The 17,504-nt window shown below is 60.6% G+C and carries 16 protein-coding genes; 10 read left to right on the top strand and 6 right to left on the bottom strand.

From position 1 onward, the window contains the following. The first annotated feature begins 16 nt into the window (after positions 1–16). Together ACM561_RS05165 and ACM561_RS05170 are read left to right on the top strand one after the other, a co-directional pair. A complete protein-coding gene (locus ACM561_RS05165) occupies positions 17–1,012 on the top strand; it encodes an SPFH domain-containing protein (RefSeq protein WP_425908553.1) in 996 nt (331 codons plus the stop codon). 26 nt (positions 1,013–1,038) lie between these two features. Beyond that, the gene (locus tag ACM561_RS05170; protein ID WP_425908555.1) at positions 1,039–1,485 is read left to right on the top strand and encodes an NfeD family protein; all 447 of its coding nucleotides are present in this window, start codon (positions 1,039–1,041) and stop codon (positions 1,483–1,485) included. 60 nt (positions 1,486–1,545) lie between these two features. Here ACM561_RS05170 and ACM561_RS05175 read toward each other — a convergent pair whose 3' ends face one another. Further along, positions 1,546–2,523, bottom strand: coding sequence for a KpsF/GutQ family sugar-phosphate isomerase (locus ACM561_RS05175; RefSeq protein ID WP_425908557.1), 978 nt, complete (start codon positions 2,521–2,523; stop codon positions 1,546–1,548). A gap of 230 nt (positions 2,524–2,753) precedes the next feature. Here ACM561_RS05175 and ACM561_RS05180 point away from each other — a divergent pair, with 230 nt between their 5' ends. Next, a complete protein-coding gene (locus tag ACM561_RS05180; RefSeq protein ID WP_425908559.1) occupies positions 2,754–4,442 on the top strand; it encodes an outer membrane beta-barrel protein in 1,689 nt (562 codons plus the stop codon). A 52-nt stretch (positions 4,443–4,494) separates the two neighbouring features. Here the strand turns inward: ACM561_RS05180 and ACM561_RS05185 are convergent, their stop codons facing one another. The 5 genes from ACM561_RS05185 to ACM561_RS05205 form a co-directional block, all read right to left on the bottom strand. Further along, positions 4,495–6,072: an FGGY-family carbohydrate kinase gene (locus tag ACM561_RS05185; RefSeq protein WP_425908561.1), complete on the bottom strand. Its 1,578-nt coding sequence runs from the start codon at positions 6,070–6,072 to the stop codon at positions 4,495–4,497. A gap of 131 nt (positions 6,073–6,203) precedes the next feature. Next, positions 6,204–6,767 (bottom strand): DUF2478 domain-containing protein, encoded by a 564-nt coding sequence (locus ACM561_RS05190; RefSeq protein ID WP_079447754.1) that lies wholly within the window; start codon positions 6,765–6,767, stop codon positions 6,204–6,206. 236 nt (positions 6,768–7,003) lie between these two features. Beyond that, the gene (locus tag ACM561_RS05195; RefSeq protein WP_079447753.1) at positions 7,004–7,408 is read right to left on the bottom strand and encodes a winged helix-turn-helix domain-containing protein; all 405 of its coding nucleotides are present in this window, start codon (positions 7,406–7,408) and stop codon (positions 7,004–7,006) included. Positions 7,409–7,490: 82 nt separating this feature from the next. Further along, positions 7,491–9,995: a DUF3772 domain-containing protein gene (locus ACM561_RS05200; RefSeq protein ID WP_425908564.1), complete on the bottom strand. Its 2,505-nt coding sequence runs from the start codon at positions 9,993–9,995 to the stop codon at positions 7,491–7,493. A gap of 173 nt (positions 9,996–10,168) precedes the next feature. Continuing rightward, positions 10,169–10,321, bottom strand: a complete 153-nt coding sequence (locus ACM561_RS05205; protein WP_425908566.1) for a hypothetical protein — start codon at positions 10,319–10,321, stop codon at positions 10,169–10,171. A gap of 523 nt (positions 10,322–10,844) precedes the next feature. Here ACM561_RS05205 and ACM561_RS05210 point away from each other — a divergent pair. The 7 genes from ACM561_RS05210 (at position 10,845) to ACM561_RS05240 (ending at position 17,315) form a co-directional block, all read left to right on the top strand. Further along, a complete protein-coding gene (locus tag ACM561_RS05210) occupies positions 10,845–12,074 on the top strand; it encodes an acyl-CoA dehydrogenase family protein (RefSeq protein WP_425908567.1) in 1,230 nt (409 codons plus the stop codon). Positions 12,075–12,082: 8 nt separating this feature from the next. Next, the gene (locus ACM561_RS05215; RefSeq protein ID WP_425908569.1) at positions 12,083–12,625 is read left to right on the top strand and encodes a flavin reductase family protein; all 543 of its coding nucleotides are present in this window, start codon (positions 12,083–12,085) and stop codon (positions 12,623–12,625) included. 174 nt (positions 12,626–12,799) lie between these two features. Further along, complete coding sequence (locus ACM561_RS05220) at positions 12,800–14,020, top strand: citrate transporter (RefSeq protein WP_425908570.1); 1,221 nt, start codon at positions 12,800–12,802, stop codon at positions 14,018–14,020. 129 nt (positions 14,021–14,149) lie between these two features. Beyond that, a complete protein-coding gene (locus tag ACM561_RS05225) occupies positions 14,150–14,758 on the top strand; it encodes a LemA family protein (protein ID WP_425908572.1) in 609 nt (202 codons plus the stop codon). 21 nt (positions 14,759–14,779) lie between these two features. Beyond that, positions 14,780–15,643: a TPM domain-containing protein gene (locus ACM561_RS05230; RefSeq protein ID WP_425908574.1), complete on the top strand. Its 864-nt coding sequence runs from the start codon at positions 14,780–14,782 to the stop codon at positions 15,641–15,643. 2 nt (positions 15,644–15,645) lie between these two features. Then, positions 15,646–16,143, top strand: coding sequence for a TPM domain-containing protein (locus ACM561_RS05235; RefSeq protein ID WP_425908576.1), 498 nt, complete (start codon positions 15,646–15,648; stop codon positions 16,141–16,143). Positions 16,144–16,313: 170 nt separating this feature from the next. Beyond that, positions 16,314–17,315, top strand: coding sequence for a hypothetical protein (locus ACM561_RS05240; protein ID WP_425908578.1), 1,002 nt, complete (start codon positions 16,314–16,316; stop codon positions 17,313–17,315). Positions 17,316–17,504: the final 189 nt, after the last annotated feature.

The following is a 17,504-nucleotide window of genomic DNA, read 5'->3' on the forward strand; positions in this document are numbered from 1 at the left end:
TCGCAGGGAGCATTTCATGACCGGGTTCGATATTTTTGCGATTGTTTTGGTGGCACTCGTGATCCTGACGCTGGTGGCCGGAGTCAAAACGGTGCCGCAAGGTCACGACTGGACCATCGAACGGTTCGGTAAGTATACACGAACGCTCGATCCCGGGCTCAATCTCATTGTTCCCTACATCGACCGCGTTGGGCGCAAGATCAACATGATGGAGCAGGTGATCGAAATTCCCAAGCAGGAGGTCATCACCAAGGACAATGCCACCGTCACCGTCGACGGCGTCACCTTCTACCAGGTGTTCGACGCCGCCAAGGCGAGCTACGAGGTTGCGAACCTCAATCAAGCCATCGTGACGCTGACAATGACCAATATCCGCTCGGTGATGGGTTCGATGGACCTCGACCAGGTGCTGTCGCATCGTGATGAGATCAACGAGCGGCTGCTTCGCGTTGTGGATGCCGCGGTATCTCCGTGGGGTCTGAAGGTCAATCGCATCGAGATCAAGGACATCGTGCCGCCTGCCGACCTTGTGCAGGCGATGGGCCGTCAGATGAAGGCCGAGCGGGAAAAACGCGCCGACATCCTTCAGGCTGAAGGCCAGCGCCAGTCGGCGATTCTCAAGGCCGAGGGGCAGAAGCAGTCGCAGATTCTCGAAGCTGAGGGCCGAAAGGAAGCCGCCTTCCGCGATGCCGAAGCGCGCGAGCGGTCGGCGGAAGCAGAGGCCAAGGCGACGCGCATGGTGAGCGAGGCAATCGCGAAGGGTGACGTAGCGTCACTCAACTACTTCATCGCTGACAAGTACATCAAGGCGTTCGGTCAGCTTGCAAACTCCCCGAACCAGAAAGTTGTGATGCTGCCGCTGGAAGCCACCAGCATGCTGGCGTCCTTGGCCGGCATCGGCGAGATCGCGAAAGCAACTTTCGGCGAGAGTGCGGCGTCGGCTACGGCGACTGCACGGAGGGGGGCAGTGCCCAATGCGGGTGCGTCGGCCTCGGTCCCTTCGCAGGGATAGGATAAACCGGGCGAAGGAGAGCGTTTATGGATGACATGTTCGCGTCGCTGGGAACCTGGAACTGGTTGATCTTTGGCGTCGTTTTGATGGGCCTCGAACTGTTGGCGCCGGGCGTGTTCCTATTCTGGCTGGGACTGGCTGCATTTCTGGTTGGTGTGCTGTCGTTCCTGATTGATCCGACGTGGCAAACGCAGCTCTTGATGTTTGCCGTGTTCGCAGTCGCCGCAGTGCCGCTATGGCGTCGGATGGCGCGCTCGAATTCGAGCGCCGGCGACAGTCCGTTCCTCAACAAGCGCGCTCATGCGCTGGTCGGGCGCGTGTTTACGCTGGAGAAGCCGATCGTTGATGGGACAGGCACGGTGCGGATCGACGATACGATCTGGCGGATCGAAGGACCGGATGCACCGGCCGGCAGCCGGGTGAAAATTGTGAAGGCGAACGGCGCGAACCTGACAGTGGCTGCGGCATCGTAACGCACATCGAACCCCGCAGAGTGCTCAGAAGGCCCCGCGAGGGGACCTTGGTTTGAACGATCAAGCCACGCCCGCGCGCAGTAGGTCGTGCAAATGCACGATGCCGACCGGCTTTTTCCCATCGGTTACGATCAGCGCTGTGATCTTCGACGAGTTGAGGATTTCGAGCGCCTCGCCCGCCAGGAGGTCGCGTCCGATCGTCTTCGGATGGGGCGTCATGACATCGTCGACGCGGGCAGTCATCAGGTCGGGTCCCATGTGACGGCGTAGGTCGCCGTCGGTGACAATCCCGACCAGGTGACTCTGGCCGTCAATGACGCCGACGCAGCCGAACCCCTTTGACGTCATCTCGACCAGAGCATCCGACATCTTTGTGCCGAGCGGCTTTAACGGCAGGGCGTCGCCACTGTGCATGAGGTCGCGGGTGTATTTCAAAAGTGCGCCGAGCTTGCCGCCGGGATGCAGAACGCTGAAGTCGACCGAGGTGAAGCCGCGGCCCTCCAGTAACGCGATGGCAAGTCCATCGCCGAGCGCGAGTTGCATCAGCGAGGACGTCGTCGGCGCGAGGTTATGCGGACAGGCTTCGCGCGCCTTGGGCTGCACCAGCGCGACATCTGCGGCTTTGCCCAGTGTGGAGTCGCGCTCGGCGGTCATGGCGATCAGGGGGATGCGAAAACGTTTGGCATAGGTGATGAGATTCTTCATCTCCGGCTGCTCGCCCGACCAGGACAGCGCCATGATGACATCATCGGGAGTGATCATGCCAAGATCGCCATGACTGGCTTCCGCCGCATGGACGAAGAAGGCAGGCGTCCCGGTCGAGGCAAAAGTCGCAGCGATCTTGCGGCCAATGTGGCCGGACTTGCCGAGACCGGTGACGATCAGTCGTCCTTTGGCGTTGCGGATCAGGTCCGCTGCAGCAGCGAATGCGGGACCGAGATCGGATCTGAGCGCTGCGGCAAGCGCCGACACGCCGCCAGCCTCCGCCTCGAAGGTCCGCAATGCGGACTCGATTGCGGCGTTCGCCCGATCGGTCATGGCGGGTGTCACTGTGCGTGATTCAAATGAGGTCATGCTGGTTCCACGCTGAGACACGGAAGCAATGTTTGGTCCGATCGTTGTGCTTTAGCACGCCTGCCTGTGCGATGCGATGCAGCTTCGCATTCTCAACGGCCCGTTAACCATAATTGTTTTAACTCCATTAACGATAGCGCGCCCGCTTTAGGCGAGCTTTTTAAGTTTATGTTTTGTTTGGAGTTTTCGGGATCGTGTCTACCGGTCCAGCGACGGGCTTTTGCCAGCGCGCGCCGACCTGGCGTGCGGTTTTGGTTTGCCTCGCGCTCATCGTTCCGGGGTACGCGACTGTTGAGGCCCAGACACTCACCGGCGATACCGTCACTCCGCTTCGGGGCGGGCTTTTTCAAACGCAGGAGTCTTCCTTGCGCCGGACCAGGGATGCCGACGGCGATGTGGCGTTGGCGCCGTCAACAATGGCTCCCTCCCGCATCGGCAGGATTCCCACCTACGACATCCCCGCCGCGGCGGGTGCGGACGACACGGGCTATGATTCGCTCAATCGCCGGCGAAAGAAGCTGAAACTTTATCCCGGCACGCCGAAACCGAAGCAACCGCCGGGGCCGGGCAACTTTGTTCCTGTTCCGCCGCCACCGCCGTTATCGATTCCGCCGTCATCGACCGCCAATACGACTCCGCTTGCCCCGGCGATGGCCGGGAAGGTCGAGGGGCAGCCCACGCGCCGCCGCCTGAAGCGCGATGACGATCCGTTCGGCGCCGTAGGCAATTACGTCGGCAGCTTTCTCGTGAAGTCGGCAGTCGAGCTTTGGGGTGGCTACAACACCAATCCCGGTCGCTTCAATAGGCCGGAGGGCTCGGCGTTCTATATGGTGTCGCCCGAATTCGTGGCCGCATCGAATTGGGCGCGACACTCTCTTCTTGTCGATTTTCGCGGATCGTTCACGGGGTTTGCCAGAACTTTTCCGCCGGGGGCCGATAATCCACAGTCGATCGTGTCGGTGCCAACGAATGTGGATCGGCCGGATTTCACCGGCAGGGTCGATGGACGTCTCGATGTCAGATACGATACCCGCATAAATTCGGAAGCGCGGTTGCGGGTTGGTACCGACAATCCCGGCAGTCCCAACGTCCAGGCCGGTCTGACAAGGTATCCGATCTTTACGACGACCGGGGGAACGGCCGGCATCGAACACGACTTCAACCGGCTGCAGGTTTTGCTGAATGGATTGGCAGACCGCACCGTGTATCAGAACTCGCAATTGACGGACGGCACATCGGCGTCCAACGATGACCGCAACTTCAACCAATACGGCGCCGTGGCGCGCGCGAGCTACGATCTTCTGCCCGGCTTCAAACCCTTCGGCGAGGTTGAGGCGGATACGCGTATCCGTGACAGGCAGTTTGATCGCAATGGCTTTCAGCGCGACTCCAACGGCGGCTACGCCAAGGTCGGCACTAGCTTTGAATTGACACGTTTGCTGATTGGCGAAGCTTCTGTCGGCTATACCGCCCGGAACTATGCGGACCCGAGTCTCAACCAGCTGACCGGCCTGCTCACCAGCGGGTCGCTGGTTTGGTTCGCGACGCCGCTGACCACGGCGCGGTTCACCACAGTGACCTTCGTCGATGAATCCTTGGTGGCGGGTGTCTCCGGTGTGCTGACACGCACCTACACTTTCGAGGTCAATCACGATTTCCGGCGCTGGTTGACCGCGGTCGGCAGGTTCACCTATGGGACGCAAGAGTATCAGGGGTCAACCCGTTCCGACCAGGTTTACTCGGTTTCCGGGGAGCTCGTTTACAGGCTGAGCCGCGAATTCCAGATCAAGGCCCAGGTGCGCCGCGACCTGCTGGATTCGAATATTGTCGGCGCAAGTTCGGTGGCGACTGTGGCGATGCTCGGCGTCAGGTTGCAGCGCTAGAGCCTTTCACCGCTTCAATGAAAAGCGGAAGGCTCCTGCATCTTGCTGCCCATCACACGAACTGCGACAATGCCCGACGATGCTCGTGCATCATTAAGAACGCACGGTAGCGCCGGTCGAAGAAATCGCGCGCCGCTGGGGCTGGCTGCACGGTTCGACCGATCCGGGTCATTGCCGCTGCGGCCGCCGTAACCGATGGATAAAGTCCACAGCCGGCTGCCGCGGCACATGCGGTTCCCAACAGCACGCCGTCTGGTTGTTCGGGCAGGGAAACCGCGACACCTGCGGCATCGGCGTAGAGCTGGACCAGCAGCGAGCTCGCAGCATGGCCTCCCGTCAGCCGGATATGGGCGATGTTATAGCCGGCGTCGTTCAGGGCATCGATGATGTGCCGTGTTCCCAGCGCGATGCCGACAGCGGTCGCGAAATAAAGCCGCGTTAGCGACGTGGGGGAGGCGTCAAGGCGCAGTCCGTGGATCACGCCGACTGACTCCGGGTCGGCGAGCGGCGAGCGGTTGCCATGAAAGTCCGGCAGCACATGCAGACCATCGACAAACGTGAATCCGCTTTCCGTCAGCGCTGCTTCGATTTGTGCTGCCATCACCGCATGCCGGTCCGCTCCAAGCGATCTGCCTTCGCCATGGAGGTCGAGAATGTGATCGAGCAGTGAACCGGTGGCGGATTGACCACCTTCGTTCAGCCAGTAGCCCGGCAGCATCGCATCGTAATACGGACCCCATACTCCGGGAACTTGCCTCGGGTCGGGCGAGGCCGCCATGTGGCATGAGGATGTGCCGGCGATCATGGCGAGAGTCTCGTTGAGGCCGGGTGCGTCGAGGTTGCCAAGCATGCCGATACCGCCGGCATGGGCATCGATTGCGCCGACGCCGACAACACAGCCGCGGGGCAGGCCAAGCTGGTCGGCGCTTTCGGCGGCCAGTGGACCGGCACTTGTTCCGATCGGCTGCGTCGAGGCGGGAAGCGACGCTCTATCCTGCAAGTCATCGAGCCCGACTTGCGACAGGAAATCGCTTTGCCAGCCATGCCGCTCGTGGGAAAGATAAGTCCATTTGCATGTTACGGTGCAGGTGGAGACAGCGACCCGGCCCGTCGCCTTCCAGGTCAGGTAGTCGGTGAGGTCAAGCACAAGCCCGTAACGGCGCCAGGCATTGGGACAATATCGTTTCAGCCAAAGAAGCTTCGGAATTTCCATTTCCGGCGACATCACATTGCCGACGTGGTCAAGCACGTGATGGCGAGTGGCGGTGATCTCGTCCGCTTCTGCCGTGGCCCGATGGTCGGCCCACATGATCACGTTCCAGCGATCATCGCCGGTGATGGAGGCCGTAACCGGCCGACCGCCACGGTCGAGGGTGACGAGCGAGCAGGTGGCGTCGAAGGCGATGCCTTTGACCTCTTCGACAGCGATGTGTCCGGCCGCAACGGCACCGCGTACCGCGTGGCAGACCGCTGCCCAGATCTCATCCGAACTATGCTCGGCATGATCGGTTTTGGGATGTGCGGTCGCAAACGGAGCTTCGGCGCGCGCCAGCAGGAGGCCGCTCGTGTCGAATACGCCTGCGCGCGCGCTGCTCGATCCGACATCCACCGCGATTACAAGGTCAGGCATGCGGCACCTACAAAGGAAACGCTGCCGTCGTGTCAAGGAGTTATCGCGTCAAGGAAGTTAAGCGGACAAGCCTCAATTCGACCTCGCAAGCACGCACGCGATCATGCTTGCGGCTTTCAGAGACGAGCAGCCTATTTGATAACTTCACAGACCGTCAAATGGTCCGGTGGACGCAGGCTGCCAGTAGGGGCCGACACGAGTCTCCACCACGCATCCAGCGATTTCCGGTCGCAACGCAGTTTGACGGTCATGCCGCCGGCAAATGTGATCCAGTCCGCAAAATAGTGGCTCGGCACCGCGATCACGACCGGAATGTCGGCGTCGAGCGCGCGCTCGATCAGATGGGCAAGGCCTCCGCCTTTGCGCTCCTGCCGGCCGAATCGGTTGACGATGAGGATATCCCCGCCTTCGTCGAGAGTCCGTGCAATCCGTTCGCCCGCGTTTGTCAACCGTTCGATGTCCAGCCGGCACCTCGCCGGGTCATGCGCAAGATTCTGATGGAGCCGAAGCTGCTCGCCGGTCGGGATCAGCGTTGCTGACAGGTCGGCATCAATGCGGTGGCGACCAAGCTGAACAATGCCCACCGCGAGGTGGCCGCTCTCGTTCAGATCGGAGGCAAATTCATGGAGGACATCATCGGGGTTCTCTCCCTCCGTATAGACCAGAGCGGCGAGGTCGCATTGGGCATCGAACATGATCCGTCCCTTTCTTACCTTACGTCGCAGCAGAGCTCGTCAACGATTACCCGGCGGGTCCGAGAGGCCTGCGATCACCTCTCGGGCCGCCTGCTCTTCGTCGTTGTATTTTTTCGTATATCACGTTAGGCGAAATCAGGCCAGAGCGCTGCGGCGGGGAAGCAGGGGAAATGAGCGCCGAATGCGGCCGGCCGGTGCGGTAAACGTGGGCCGCTCGCCGTTACGGCGTGGCCGGATCAACGAGCCTTGGCGTCCCTGTCTCGTTCCGTGCTTTTCTTCGGGTGCCGGATGTCGTTTCGCAGCGCCTCGAGTTCCTTGTGGACCGCGCTGGCGGCATCGCGTTCTATCTTGCGATAGCGAGCGACCAGGGCGACCCCGAAGGGGGTCAGGACCGCGCCGCCGCCGTTCTTGCCGCCGGTCTGCCGCGCGACCGCCGCCTGCCGGCAGATGCGATTTATTTCATCGACGAGATCCCAGGCGCGCTTGTAGGACATGTCCATGGCACGTCCGGCGGCTGAAATTGAGCCGCAAGTATGGATGCTTTCGAGCAGTTGAATCTTGCCTGGTCCGATGCGGCCCTTTGGATCCAGATCGATTCGCAAACTCAGTGAGGGTAGTGATCTGTTGGATAAAGCCTGCATTTCACGCTCGGTATTTCACGATCGAAGATACGGAAGCCGAACTATACATCATTCGATGGTGAACGTCAGCTTTCCAATAAACCTATCCGCCGTCCTGACGCCCGGAGCGTCCGCCGTCAGCCAGGTTGCGCACGAAAGCTTCGATGCGATCGAGGTCGCCAATATACAGGTCCCGTTGAGCGTTCGGAAGCGCGATTCCCTCCTTCCGGAAGCGCTTGAGAATCTCGAGTCTGACCTCGTTGGCGGCTCCTGCATCGATGCCTATGTGCGCGACGTGAAAAAAGACCGCAAACTCCAGCGCGTCGGGACCGAATTTGTTGAGAATTGCAAACGGTTCAGGCGACTTCAGGGCGCGCGGGTGGTGCGCGACGATGTCGAGCAGGATTTCGACGACCTTGTCCGGGTTCGCGTCACAGGAGGTGCTGACCGTTACGGACAGACGAGCCGAATAACTTCCATGCATCCAGTTGACGACCTGGCCGCTGATCAGTTCCGCGTTTGGCACAATCACCGAGACGTTATCATATGTGGCGATTTCCGTGGCACGCACGTTGATGCGTTTCACGACGCCCATGCGGGTACCAACTTCGATGCGATCTCCGACCTTGATCGGGCGCTCCACAAGCAAAATCAGGCCGGACACGAAGTTGTTGATGATGGATTGCAGTCCGAATCCGATACCGACCGATAGCGCGCCGGCGACGATAGCGACGTTCTGCAAGTTAAGTCCGACATACGACAGCGCGATCAGGGTCGCGAGAATGACCCCCGCATAGCCCGCGCCGGTGCCGATCGAACTGCGAACGCCGACATCGAGATTGGTTTCAGGCAGGAAACGCTCCTCCAGCCATCGCTTGAGCGCGCGTGTGGCTATGATACCGATGGTGAGCACCGCAAGCGCGCCGAGAATCTGAGACGGCGAAATGGTGATGTTGCCGATTTGAAAGCTGAAGAACGCCGACGACATCGACGTGACGACGTCGTCGGAACGAATTCCCCACGTCGTGAGGATGATGAAGGCTGTAAGTCCGATTAGGGACAGTTGGACGAGGCCACCGAGCACCGCGGCGATCTGGCGGACCGCGCCGCTCCCGAGGCCGGCAGTTTGCCGCAGAAAACGGCCGACCGCGCCGCTAAAAGCGAATGTCATATTGATAAGAACCGCCGAGAACCGGCTCAGGAGGATGAAACTCATGAGCGCGACGATCATCACGACCATTTCGATCGTGATGAACCGGCCTAATGCGACATATCCCGCGAGGGGCCCGATAATGGCGGCCATGGCCATCATCCAGCCGATCGGAATCAGCAGACGCCACGCGGATCTTTGGGCGGAGGAGGGTGCGGCGGATTCCTCCTCGGCTTCGGTGGCGGCCGCAACGCGCAGCGCGCCCATGAAGAGAAGCGCTTTCGTGATTGCAAGTATCGCCTGGCTTGCGATCGTAAGCTCGATTGGCGATGCGATTGCCAGACTGAGCGCATCGAGAACGATGCCGACCGCGGTGACCATGGCGAGCAGCACTGAGTAGGAAATCAGGCCGTCGGCCGCGGCATTGTCCAGTTCGATCAGGCGCCATGATGGGCGGCCAGGTGCGAGGACCGCGCTGGTCAGCCGGATAAAAAAGAACCCGAAGGTGATACCCAGAAACAGGGCCTGAACGATCGGCGTCACGTCGCCGGGGAGAACCTCGAGCGTCAGGAGCGCCTGGTACAGCACAAGCAGTGCGACGGCCGTAAGCGCCGTATCGGTGAACACGATCGCGGCCGCGGAACCCGTCTTCCGCAGCGCGCTGGGATTGGCGATCTCGGGATCGCGCGTCGTCCATCTTGACCACCAGTGCCTGCCCGGTGACAGGAAGAATCCGAGCACGACGATGGCGGCGATAACAAAGCCGGACGCGGCGCGAAGCGGCTGTGACGATAGCACGCGCCCCCACTTGGAGAGCAGATCGACCAGGCGGCCGGCGGCAATTGGAGCTGCGTTCGCGGCCGTGAGCCAGAACGTGGGATTGACGAGGCTGGCGGAGCGCTGCAGCACGGATTCGTTGAATACCGCGCGCCGCCGATCGGAGATCGCGTCGATCGTTTGCTGGGCGTGCACGTTGATGAGCTTGGCCTGTTGAATGACGCCTTGCCTTGCGGCGATCTCAGCCAACAGTTTGGCCCGTTCGAGCTTCACGTCGTCGGGCTGTGGAGCGGTGGCTTCAGGGTTTGGCGCGAGTTCGGCGGCGCGCGCGCTTGCCGCCTCGAGGCGAGGCGTAATTCTCGATATCAGCTCGCGTGCTTCGCGCTGCGCCGTCGCGGATCGATCCCGAAGATCGTTCAACACGGTGTCGTGAATGACTTTGGCGCGCAGCGTCGCCTCGACTTGATCGAGCGTCTGCTTCCACTCGTCGAGTTTCGATTGCGCTCGCGGAAACTCCGGCGCCGGGACGGACGGCAGATCCTCTGCGGGAGCGGGAGGTGCAGCAGCCGGGCTCGCCGGTTTGCCATTCCCCGGTGCCGGCGCCGGCGCGGGTGTCGCAGCATGCAGAGGCATCCAGGATAAAAAGATGATGAAGAAAATTGCCACGCGGATTGTCTTCATGCTCTTTACCTATCGAAACTGCAGAGGATTGACGATGCAGCATTCCAGAAAGGAATGGCGGAGCCGACCATAACGGTTTTCCGCTTTTGGTCCGGCCGTGCAGTGCGCGTAAAGGCGCGCAAGTTTGCTTAAGCTACAATAGGCGGAATTCCGCCTATTGTATGTAGGACGGTTCAGCCGCGTTTCGCTTGAAATGACTTGGCCTTTAGCACCTCGTATTGCTTGACGACGTTGTTCGATGAGAGGGCGTAAGGACAACTCTCGGGCCACAGGCCAATTTGTCGCAGTGCTTTGACGGCGGTCGCTGTCGGCGCGGGGCGTGTCATGTGTATTCCATTGATGTAACTTGCATATTTCTTGAGTGACTCACCTCACGGTCTGTCCAAAGTCCATGGTTCAGGGTACCGCCTCGACAACAGCCGCAGATTTAAGGGCCAGCTCAAAGGGCTTCCGATGACCGTCGTTCACATCGAAACCGTCTGTCAAATCGCCGCGATCCTAGCTGTCGCGACTTCCCTGACCGCGCTGGCGAGCCCGAGCTTTGCATTCACCGCTGAAACGACAGTCTACGGGCGATGCATTCCGCCTCTGCAGCTCCGAAATCCCGGACATCGGCCGGATTACCGCCGGCAAGCTCAAAAACCGCTCCAGCCTTAGCTCGGGCTGTCGCATCGAACTCGACAAAGGGCTCATTGCAAAATCTCACAGGGTTGCCGCGCTGTAACCGCCGGATTCGGCGGATGCCATCTGTTGTTGATCCTCCTCTTGCTCGCTTGTAGTTAGAAAGGAGTGGTCACGAAGCCTGCTGCATGGGTGACGTCGATCAGCCGAATTTCAGGGGATTGTCGAATGGCAGGTATCGATCCCGGCACGTTTGCAAATCCGGCAGGGTCTGATGCAGACAATCATGCCTATGCGGCTGTGATAGCGCGGGCGCGAGCACTCGTGCCGGATCTACGTGACCGGGCTGCCAGGACCGAGGAGTTGCGGCGCTTGCCGCCGGAGACGGAGGAGGAATTCCACGAGGCCGGATTGTTCAGAATCCTGCAGCCGAAGCGGGTCGGCGGCTCTGAATTCGACTATGTGGCGCTCGTCGACTGCGCCGAGGCGATTGCCATGGCTGACGCATCCGCGGCCTGGACGCTGGCCAACCTTGCGAGCCATCACTGGATGCTCGGCATGTTCGACAGTCGCGCGCAGGATGCCGTTTGGACCAAGGATGCGAACGCGTTGATCGCGTCGTCCTTCGTGTTTCCTTCCGGCCGTGCCAGGAAAGTCGAGGGCGGATATCGCCTGCAAGGCCACTGGCCGTTTTCGTCCGGAGTGGATTGCTGTGCATGGAACATGCTGGCGGGGATCGTTTTATCCGATGATGAAGCCGATGGCATTGAGTACAGGATTTTTCTGATTCCCCGCGAAGATTATCGGATCATCGACATGTGGAACGCCGCCGGCCTGAAAGGAACGGGCTCGAACGACGTTGCTGTCGACGATGTCTTCGTCGAAGGTTGGATGACGTTGTCGGTCGAGGACATCGCCGGTGGTCCGTCGCCCGGGAGTGCCGTCAATGCGAACCCGCTTTATGCCCTGCCGGTTTTCGCACTGTTTCCGTTCGTGCTGTCCGGGGTGGCGCTTGGTAACGCCCAGGGTTGCCTCGAAGACTACATCGAGGTCGCACGGCACCGTGCAACCACCTACAGTCGCGCCATGCTAGGCGATCTTCAGTCCACGCAGATCAAGATTGCCGAAGCATCCGCGAAGATCGACGCTGCACGTCTGCTCATGCGCTCGGTCTGCATCCGAGCGATGTCCGATGCGCGGCGCGGGCTTGTCCCCGACATGGTGGTAAAAACCGGATGGCGGCGCGATGGTGCTTATGCTGTGACTCTGTGCACCGAGGCGGTTTCGTTGCTGTTTGCGTCGAGCGGCGCGCGCGGGTTGTTCGCCGGCGCTCCGCTGCAGCGCCAGTTCCGCGATGCGAATGCGATCAATTCCCATATCGCATTCAACTTCGATGCTGCGGGCACGGATTACGGTCGGGTCGCTCTCGGGCTGCCGTCGCAGAATCTGACGTTGTGAGGCGTCTGATGACCGACGGTCCTGAACTTCCCGATACGCCGGACCCGGCCCGTGAGCTGGCGAGTGGAGAGTCAGCTCTCGATCCGCGCGACTTCCGCAACGCGCTCGGGACCTATGCAACGGGAGTCACCATCATCACGGCTGCCGACGAAGAAGGAAAACCGCACGGGTTGACGTGCAACTCGTTCGCGTCGGTCTCGCTGAATCCGCCGTTGGTGCTCTGGAGTCTGGTGATCTATTCACGGAACATGAGGGTATTCCAGAATGCGAGCCACTTCGCGGTCAATGTTCTCGGAACTTCCCAGTATGCGCTTGCGGACAAATTTGCGCAGCCGTCAAGCCGCAAGTTCGAGGGGGTCGATTGGAAGCCAGGTCTCGGCGGCGCTCCGCTTCTGGCGGGCAGCGTTGCGAACTTTGAATGCCGAACCGTCGATCGTTATTACGGCGGGGATCACGTCATCTTCCTCGGCGCTGTAGAATCCTATAGCTACAACCGGGATGAAGCGCTGTTGTTTTCTCGCGGAAAGTATGGCCGCTTCGTCGGCGGATGATGGTTTGATTTATCCATCGACGCCTCAAGCCAGCATGGGATCACAAGCCGCGAGGCCAGAGGCGAAGACGATCGTAATTCGTTGCGGCAGCGATCCGGTTTCACTTCCCCCGTCCCCCGCGTGAGTCCGCTGTGCGGATCTCACTTTGTCGACGCTGAAATATTTGAGAATGCGATGACCGATCCGATTCTGATCGTTGGAATACCCCTCGATTTCATTTTCTTCGCGTGGATGCTTCTCGGCATTGCGCTGTTTCACCGTCATACGCTTCTTATAGCTTTGATCGGTCTTGCAGTGATCGTCGGCTACAAGATCGGTTTTGCCGGATTCAAGTCTGGCACGGGAGTGGCGGGCCTTGGCAATCACATGACCCACGAGTGGGTCATGTTGGCCAACTTGTTCCTGCTGCTGATGGGATTTGCCATTCTGTCGCGGCATTTCGAGGAGAGCCGAATTCCCGATGAGATGCCAGCCGTGCTGCCCGATGACTGGAAAGGCGGCGTCGTCCTTCTCATCATAGTCTTCGTTCTGTCGGGCTTCCTCGACAACATCGCGGGAGCGCTGATCGGCGGCACGGTGGCGCGCCACGTCTTTCGGGAAAAGGTTCACATCAGCTATCTGGCCGCGATCGTCGCGGCCTCCAATGCCGGCGGCGCTGGAAGTGTGGTCGGCGACACGACAACGACGATGATGTGGATTGACGGCATCAGCCCGCTCAACGTGCTGGAGGCATATATCGGGTCCATCGTGGCGCTCGCGATCTTTGCGATTCCGGCCGCGATGCGGCAACATCGCTTTTCGCCGATCGTGAAAAATCCGCAGAGCGGCTTGCGCGTGGACGGCGCGAGAGTCGTCATCGTTGCAGTCATCCTCATCGCGGCGCTGGCGGCGAATGTGACCGCCAATCTCAAATTCCCGGCGTTGCTCGATACGGTTCCCGTGCTCGGCCTAGCTGTCTGGGCGGCGATTTTGCTGACGGCCTTCTTGCGCGCGCCGGATTGGAAGGTCATGCCCGAAACATTCAATGGCACGATCTTTCTTCTGGCGTTGGTGACCGCCGCCTCCATGATGCCGGTCGAGAAGCTGCCGGCGGCGTCGTGGCCCACGGCGCTCGGCCTCGGCTTTGTTTCGTCGGTGTTTGACAACATCCCGCTTACCGCGCTTGCGCTCAAGCAGGGCGGCTATGACTGGGGGTTTCTCGCCTACGCTGTCGGCTTCGGCGGCTCGATGATCTGGTTTGGCTCCTCCGCAGGCGTGGCTCTTTCGAACATGTATCCCGAGGCGAAATCGGTGGGATTGTGGGTCAGAAACGGATGGCCCATCGCGGTCGCCTACGTCGTCGGCTTTTTCGTGATGCTGGCCGTTCTTGGCTGGAAACCCGACGCGCCCCATTGAAGATGCATGGCTTACGTGGGGTAGGGGATTTGACAGGATTGGCCCGCTTAACATCTGCTATCTTCCGGCCTGTACGGCCGAGAGGCCGCGCGACGTTTCCCAATCTGATTGCCGGGCAGGAGACATATGATGCGAAAGCTTTTGACGGTGCTGGCGGCGCTCGCAATTCTGAGCCTGACCAATTGCGGCTACAATGCTATCCAGTCGCAGGACGAGCAGATCAAGTCCGATTGGTCTGAAGTGGTCAATCAATACCAGCGTCGTGCCGACCTGATTCCGAACCTCGTCAATTCCGTGAAGGGTTTTGCGCAACAGGAGAAAGATGTTCTGCTTGGCGTCACCAACGCGCGCGCCAAAGTGGGTAGCATCCAGGCGACGCCAGACGTGCTCAACGATCCGGCTGCGTTCCAGAAATTCCAGGCCGCCCAGGGCGAGCTTTCCAGCGCGTTGTCGCGCTTGCTGGTCGTTACCGAAAATTATCCGCAGCTCAAGTCGGATACCCTGTTCCGCGATCTGATGGGCCAGCTCGAGGGCACTGAGAACCGCATCACGGTGGCGCGCAATCGCTACATCAAGGCGGTTCAGGACTATAACGTGACCATTCGCTCGTTCCCCACCAACCTGACCGCCATGGCGTTAGGTTACAAAACGAAGCCGAATTTCACTGTCGATAACGAAAAGGACATTTCGACCGCGCCGAAGGTCGATTTCAATCCGGCGCCGGCCGCGCCGAAGTAGCCGGCGTAGCCGGTGGCGATGATGCGTACCCTGAAGGCAGCGCTGCTGACGCTGATGCTGTGTTGGGTCGGCGCAGCGTTCGCCGATGTGGCGGTGCCGCCTTTGACCGGCCGTGTGGTCGATCAGACCGCGACGCTGGGCAGCGATCAGAAGACGTCGCTCGAACAAGATCTGAAAGCGTTCGAGGACCGCAAAGGTAGTCAGGTCGCGGTGCTGATCGTACTGACGACCGAGCCGGAAACGATCGAGCAATATTCGATCCGCGTTGCCGAACAATGGAAGATTGGCCGCAAGAAGGTTGACGATGGCGCGATCCTCGTCGTCGCCAAGAACGACCGCAAGTTGAGGATCGAGGTGGGTTACGGCCTCGAGGGCGCGCTGACCGACCTTACCTCAAAGCGCATCATCGACGAAGAGATCGTGCCGAAGTTCCGGAACGGCGATTTTGCCGGCGGCATTTCGGCCGGCGTCGATCGCATGTTGCGCGTGATCGACGGCGAACCGCTGCCTGCGCCAAAGCCGCAGGGACAGTACGCGAACAATTTCAGCATCGAGGATATCTTCAATCCCTTTGTCATCGTTGGCGTTCTCGTCCTCGGTGGGATCTTCCGGAGTGTCTTCGGCCGGCTATTCGGTTCGGTGGCGGTCGGGGGAATCGTCGGTTTCCTGGCCTGGCTGTTCATCGGATCGCTCGTTGTCTCCGGCATTGCCGGTGGGCTTGCTTTCATCTTCACGCTGTTCGGCGATGCGATTGTTTCGAGCGCGGGCCGGGGCGGCGGCACCTGGGTCGGAGGCGGCAGGGGAGGCGGATCGTTCTCAGGCGGTGGCGGCTTTAGCGGCGGTGGCGGCGGCTTCGGCGGCGGCGGCGCATCGGGGAGCTGGTAGGCATGGGCATCGGACGCATCGGCAAGCATCTGCTCGGGAGTCGCTGGCGGGTGCGAAAGTACTTCCCGCCGGACGTGATGGCGGTCATCGAGCGGGCTATCCGCGTCGGAGAGGCAACCCATTCGGGTCAGGTGGTGTTCGCCGTTGAAGGCGCGCTCGATGGCATTCCTTTGTTTCGCGATCAGCCGGCGCCGGCGCGTGCGCTTGATGTGTTCGCGCATCTGCGGATCTGGGATACCGCGCACAACAACGGCATTCTGATCTATCTGCTGCTTGCCGACCGCGATGTCGAGATCGTTGCCGATCGCGGCATTCACGCCAGGGTCGGCGAAGTGGTGTGGAAGACCATCTGTGCCACGATGGAGGCTGAATTCAAGCAAGGTCGTTTCGAGGCGGGGGCTGTCACGGGCATCGAAGCCATCTCGCGACAACTTGCACACCATTTCCCAAAGCAGGGGACCGGCCCGAATGAGCTTCCTGACGCGCCGGTCGTGGTCTGATTTGGCGTCGCCATTGCTCTCGCACCGACGGCGGCCGGGACATTTGCGGACTCAGTTAAGCCGCCTTGTCGGTCGGAAAAAATCCTAAAATTTCCGCAATGGTGCCGAAGGTAACGATTCCGCAAGCAATGAAGTTACCAAATGGTCAACCAGTCATGGAGGTTTCTAACGTGAGCGACCATTCGTCTGAGCGGACCACCGGTGAGCACGGTAACGAATTCAGCGGGACAGGGGACGAGTCGTCGCGCGCCGAGCCTTCGAAGCTCGCGCCTGAGCAGGAATTGTCCGTGCCGCCGCCCGACGACACTAAGCCGATAGCAGCTCGGATCGAGCCCACGATTGAGACGGAAGCTCCGAGGACGGAAGTCTCTCGGGTCGAACCCGACGTTGAGATAGAAGCTCCGAAGGCCGACGCAATGCGAGAAACCGGCAAGACAATGATCGTCGCGCCGTTCCACCGCGAGGCATGGGACCGCGCGGGCCACGATCAGAATTCAACAGCAGCCGGCGGTGCGCAGACATCGAGCCGGTTCGGCAAACGGCGTTTCAACGCCATTGCAACGATAGCGGCATTGGCGGCGATTATTGGGGCGATCGGCGGTTCGCTCGCGACATCCGGCCTCGGCCACGGCACTGCGGATCAACAGTCGTCGGCGATCGCGGACCGTACACAGGCATTGGAAGGCACCATCGGGCGGCTCGAATCCGAAATCGCCACGTTAAAAACAGGCATCGATCGTTCGACCAAGGGCGATGTCGGCCAGTTCGCCAAGGTCAATGATCGTCTGGGCAAGATCGAGAAGGCGCATGCTGACTCGGCGGCCAGATTGACGAAACTCCAGGAGGCGTTGGACAAGCAGCATTCGGCCGCAGCGCCGGCAGCACCGGCTGCGCCTGCAACCACCGCCGCAGCGAACGTGACAGGCTCTATTCCGGCTGCCGAGCCGGTGCCGCTACCGGCGCCCAAGCCGAGCATCGCGCGTTTGCCCGCAGTCCAGGGCTGGGTCTTGCACGACGTCATGGATGGCAATGCTTTGATAGAAGGCCGGAGCGGCGTCTACGAGGTTCACACCGGCGATCCGGTGCCGGGGCTCGGCCGTGTCGATGCGATCCGCAAGCAGGACGGTCGCTGGGTCGTCGTAACCAGCAGAGGTTTGATCGTAGCGCGCTGACGCGGTCTCCACGCCTTTTGACGAGGCCGTGTCCTCGTAAAATCAGGAAGCTTGGTTGCGGCGCGTTTGATGTCCGTTTGTCCCCAACAACGGCACAAAAGCCGACATTGTGCGAGGTCCGAGAAGGGCCGATTGTGTTGAAAAACTCCGGGTTGTGAACGGTCAGAAGCGCTGATTCACTCAGGCATC

The sequence above is a fragment of the Nitrobacter sp. TKz-YC02 genome (genome assembly GCF_049852135.1).
Lineage (GTDB): Bacteria > Pseudomonadota > Alphaproteobacteria > Rhizobiales > Xanthobacteraceae > Nitrobacter > Nitrobacter vulgaris.

What these genes read in the sequence shown, in the direction of transcription:
- ACM561_RS05235 (WP_425908576.1), top strand. Translation starts at nt 15,646, where the DNA reads ATGGGCATCGGACGCATCGGCAAGCATCTGCTCGGGAGTCGCTGGCGG.
- ACM561_RS05195 (WP_079447753.1), bottom strand. Translation starts at nt 7,408, where the DNA reads ATGCAGGCTTTATCCAACAGATCACTACCCTCACTGAGTTTGCGAATC.
- ACM561_RS05230 (WP_425908574.1), top strand. Translation starts at nt 14,780, where the DNA reads ATGCGTACCCTGAAGGCAGCGCTGCTGACGCTGATGCTGTGTTGGGTC.
- ACM561_RS05190 (WP_079447754.1), bottom strand. Translation starts at nt 6,767, where the DNA reads ATGTTCGATGCCCAATGCGACCTCGCCGCTCTGGTCTATACGGAGGGA.
- ACM561_RS05205 (WP_425908566.1), bottom strand. Translation starts at nt 10,321, where the DNA reads ATGACACGCCCCGCGCCGACAGCGACCGCCGTCAAAGCACTGCGACAA.
- ACM561_RS05220 (WP_425908570.1), top strand. Translation starts at nt 12,800, where the DNA reads ATGACCGATCCGATTCTGATCGTTGGAATACCCCTCGATTTCATTTTC.
- ACM561_RS05200 (WP_425908564.1), bottom strand. Translation starts at nt 9,995, where the DNA reads ATGAAGACAATCCGCGTGGCAATTTTCTTCATCATCTTTTTATCCTGG.
- ACM561_RS05185 (WP_425908561.1), bottom strand. Translation starts at nt 6,072, where the DNA reads ATGCCTGACCTTGTAATCGCGGTGGATGTCGGATCGAGCAGCGCGCGC.
- ACM561_RS05215 (WP_425908569.1), top strand. Translation starts at nt 12,083, where the DNA reads ATGACCGACGGTCCTGAACTTCCCGATACGCCGGACCCGGCCCGTGAG.
- ACM561_RS05170 (WP_425908555.1), top strand. Translation starts at nt 1,039, where the DNA reads ATGGATGACATGTTCGCGTCGCTGGGAACCTGGAACTGGTTGATCTTT.
- ACM561_RS05165 (WP_425908553.1), top strand. Translation starts at nt 17, where the DNA reads ATGACCGGGTTCGATATTTTTGCGATTGTTTTGGTGGCACTCGTGATC.
- ACM561_RS05225 (WP_425908572.1), top strand. Translation starts at nt 14,150, where the DNA reads ATGCGAAAGCTTTTGACGGTGCTGGCGGCGCTCGCAATTCTGAGCCTG.
- ACM561_RS05210 (WP_425908567.1), top strand. Translation starts at nt 10,845, where the DNA reads ATGGCAGGTATCGATCCCGGCACGTTTGCAAATCCGGCAGGGTCTGAT.
- ACM561_RS05175 (WP_425908557.1), bottom strand. Translation starts at nt 2,523, where the DNA reads ATGACCGATCGGGCGAACGCCGCAATCGAGTCCGCATTGCGGACCTTC.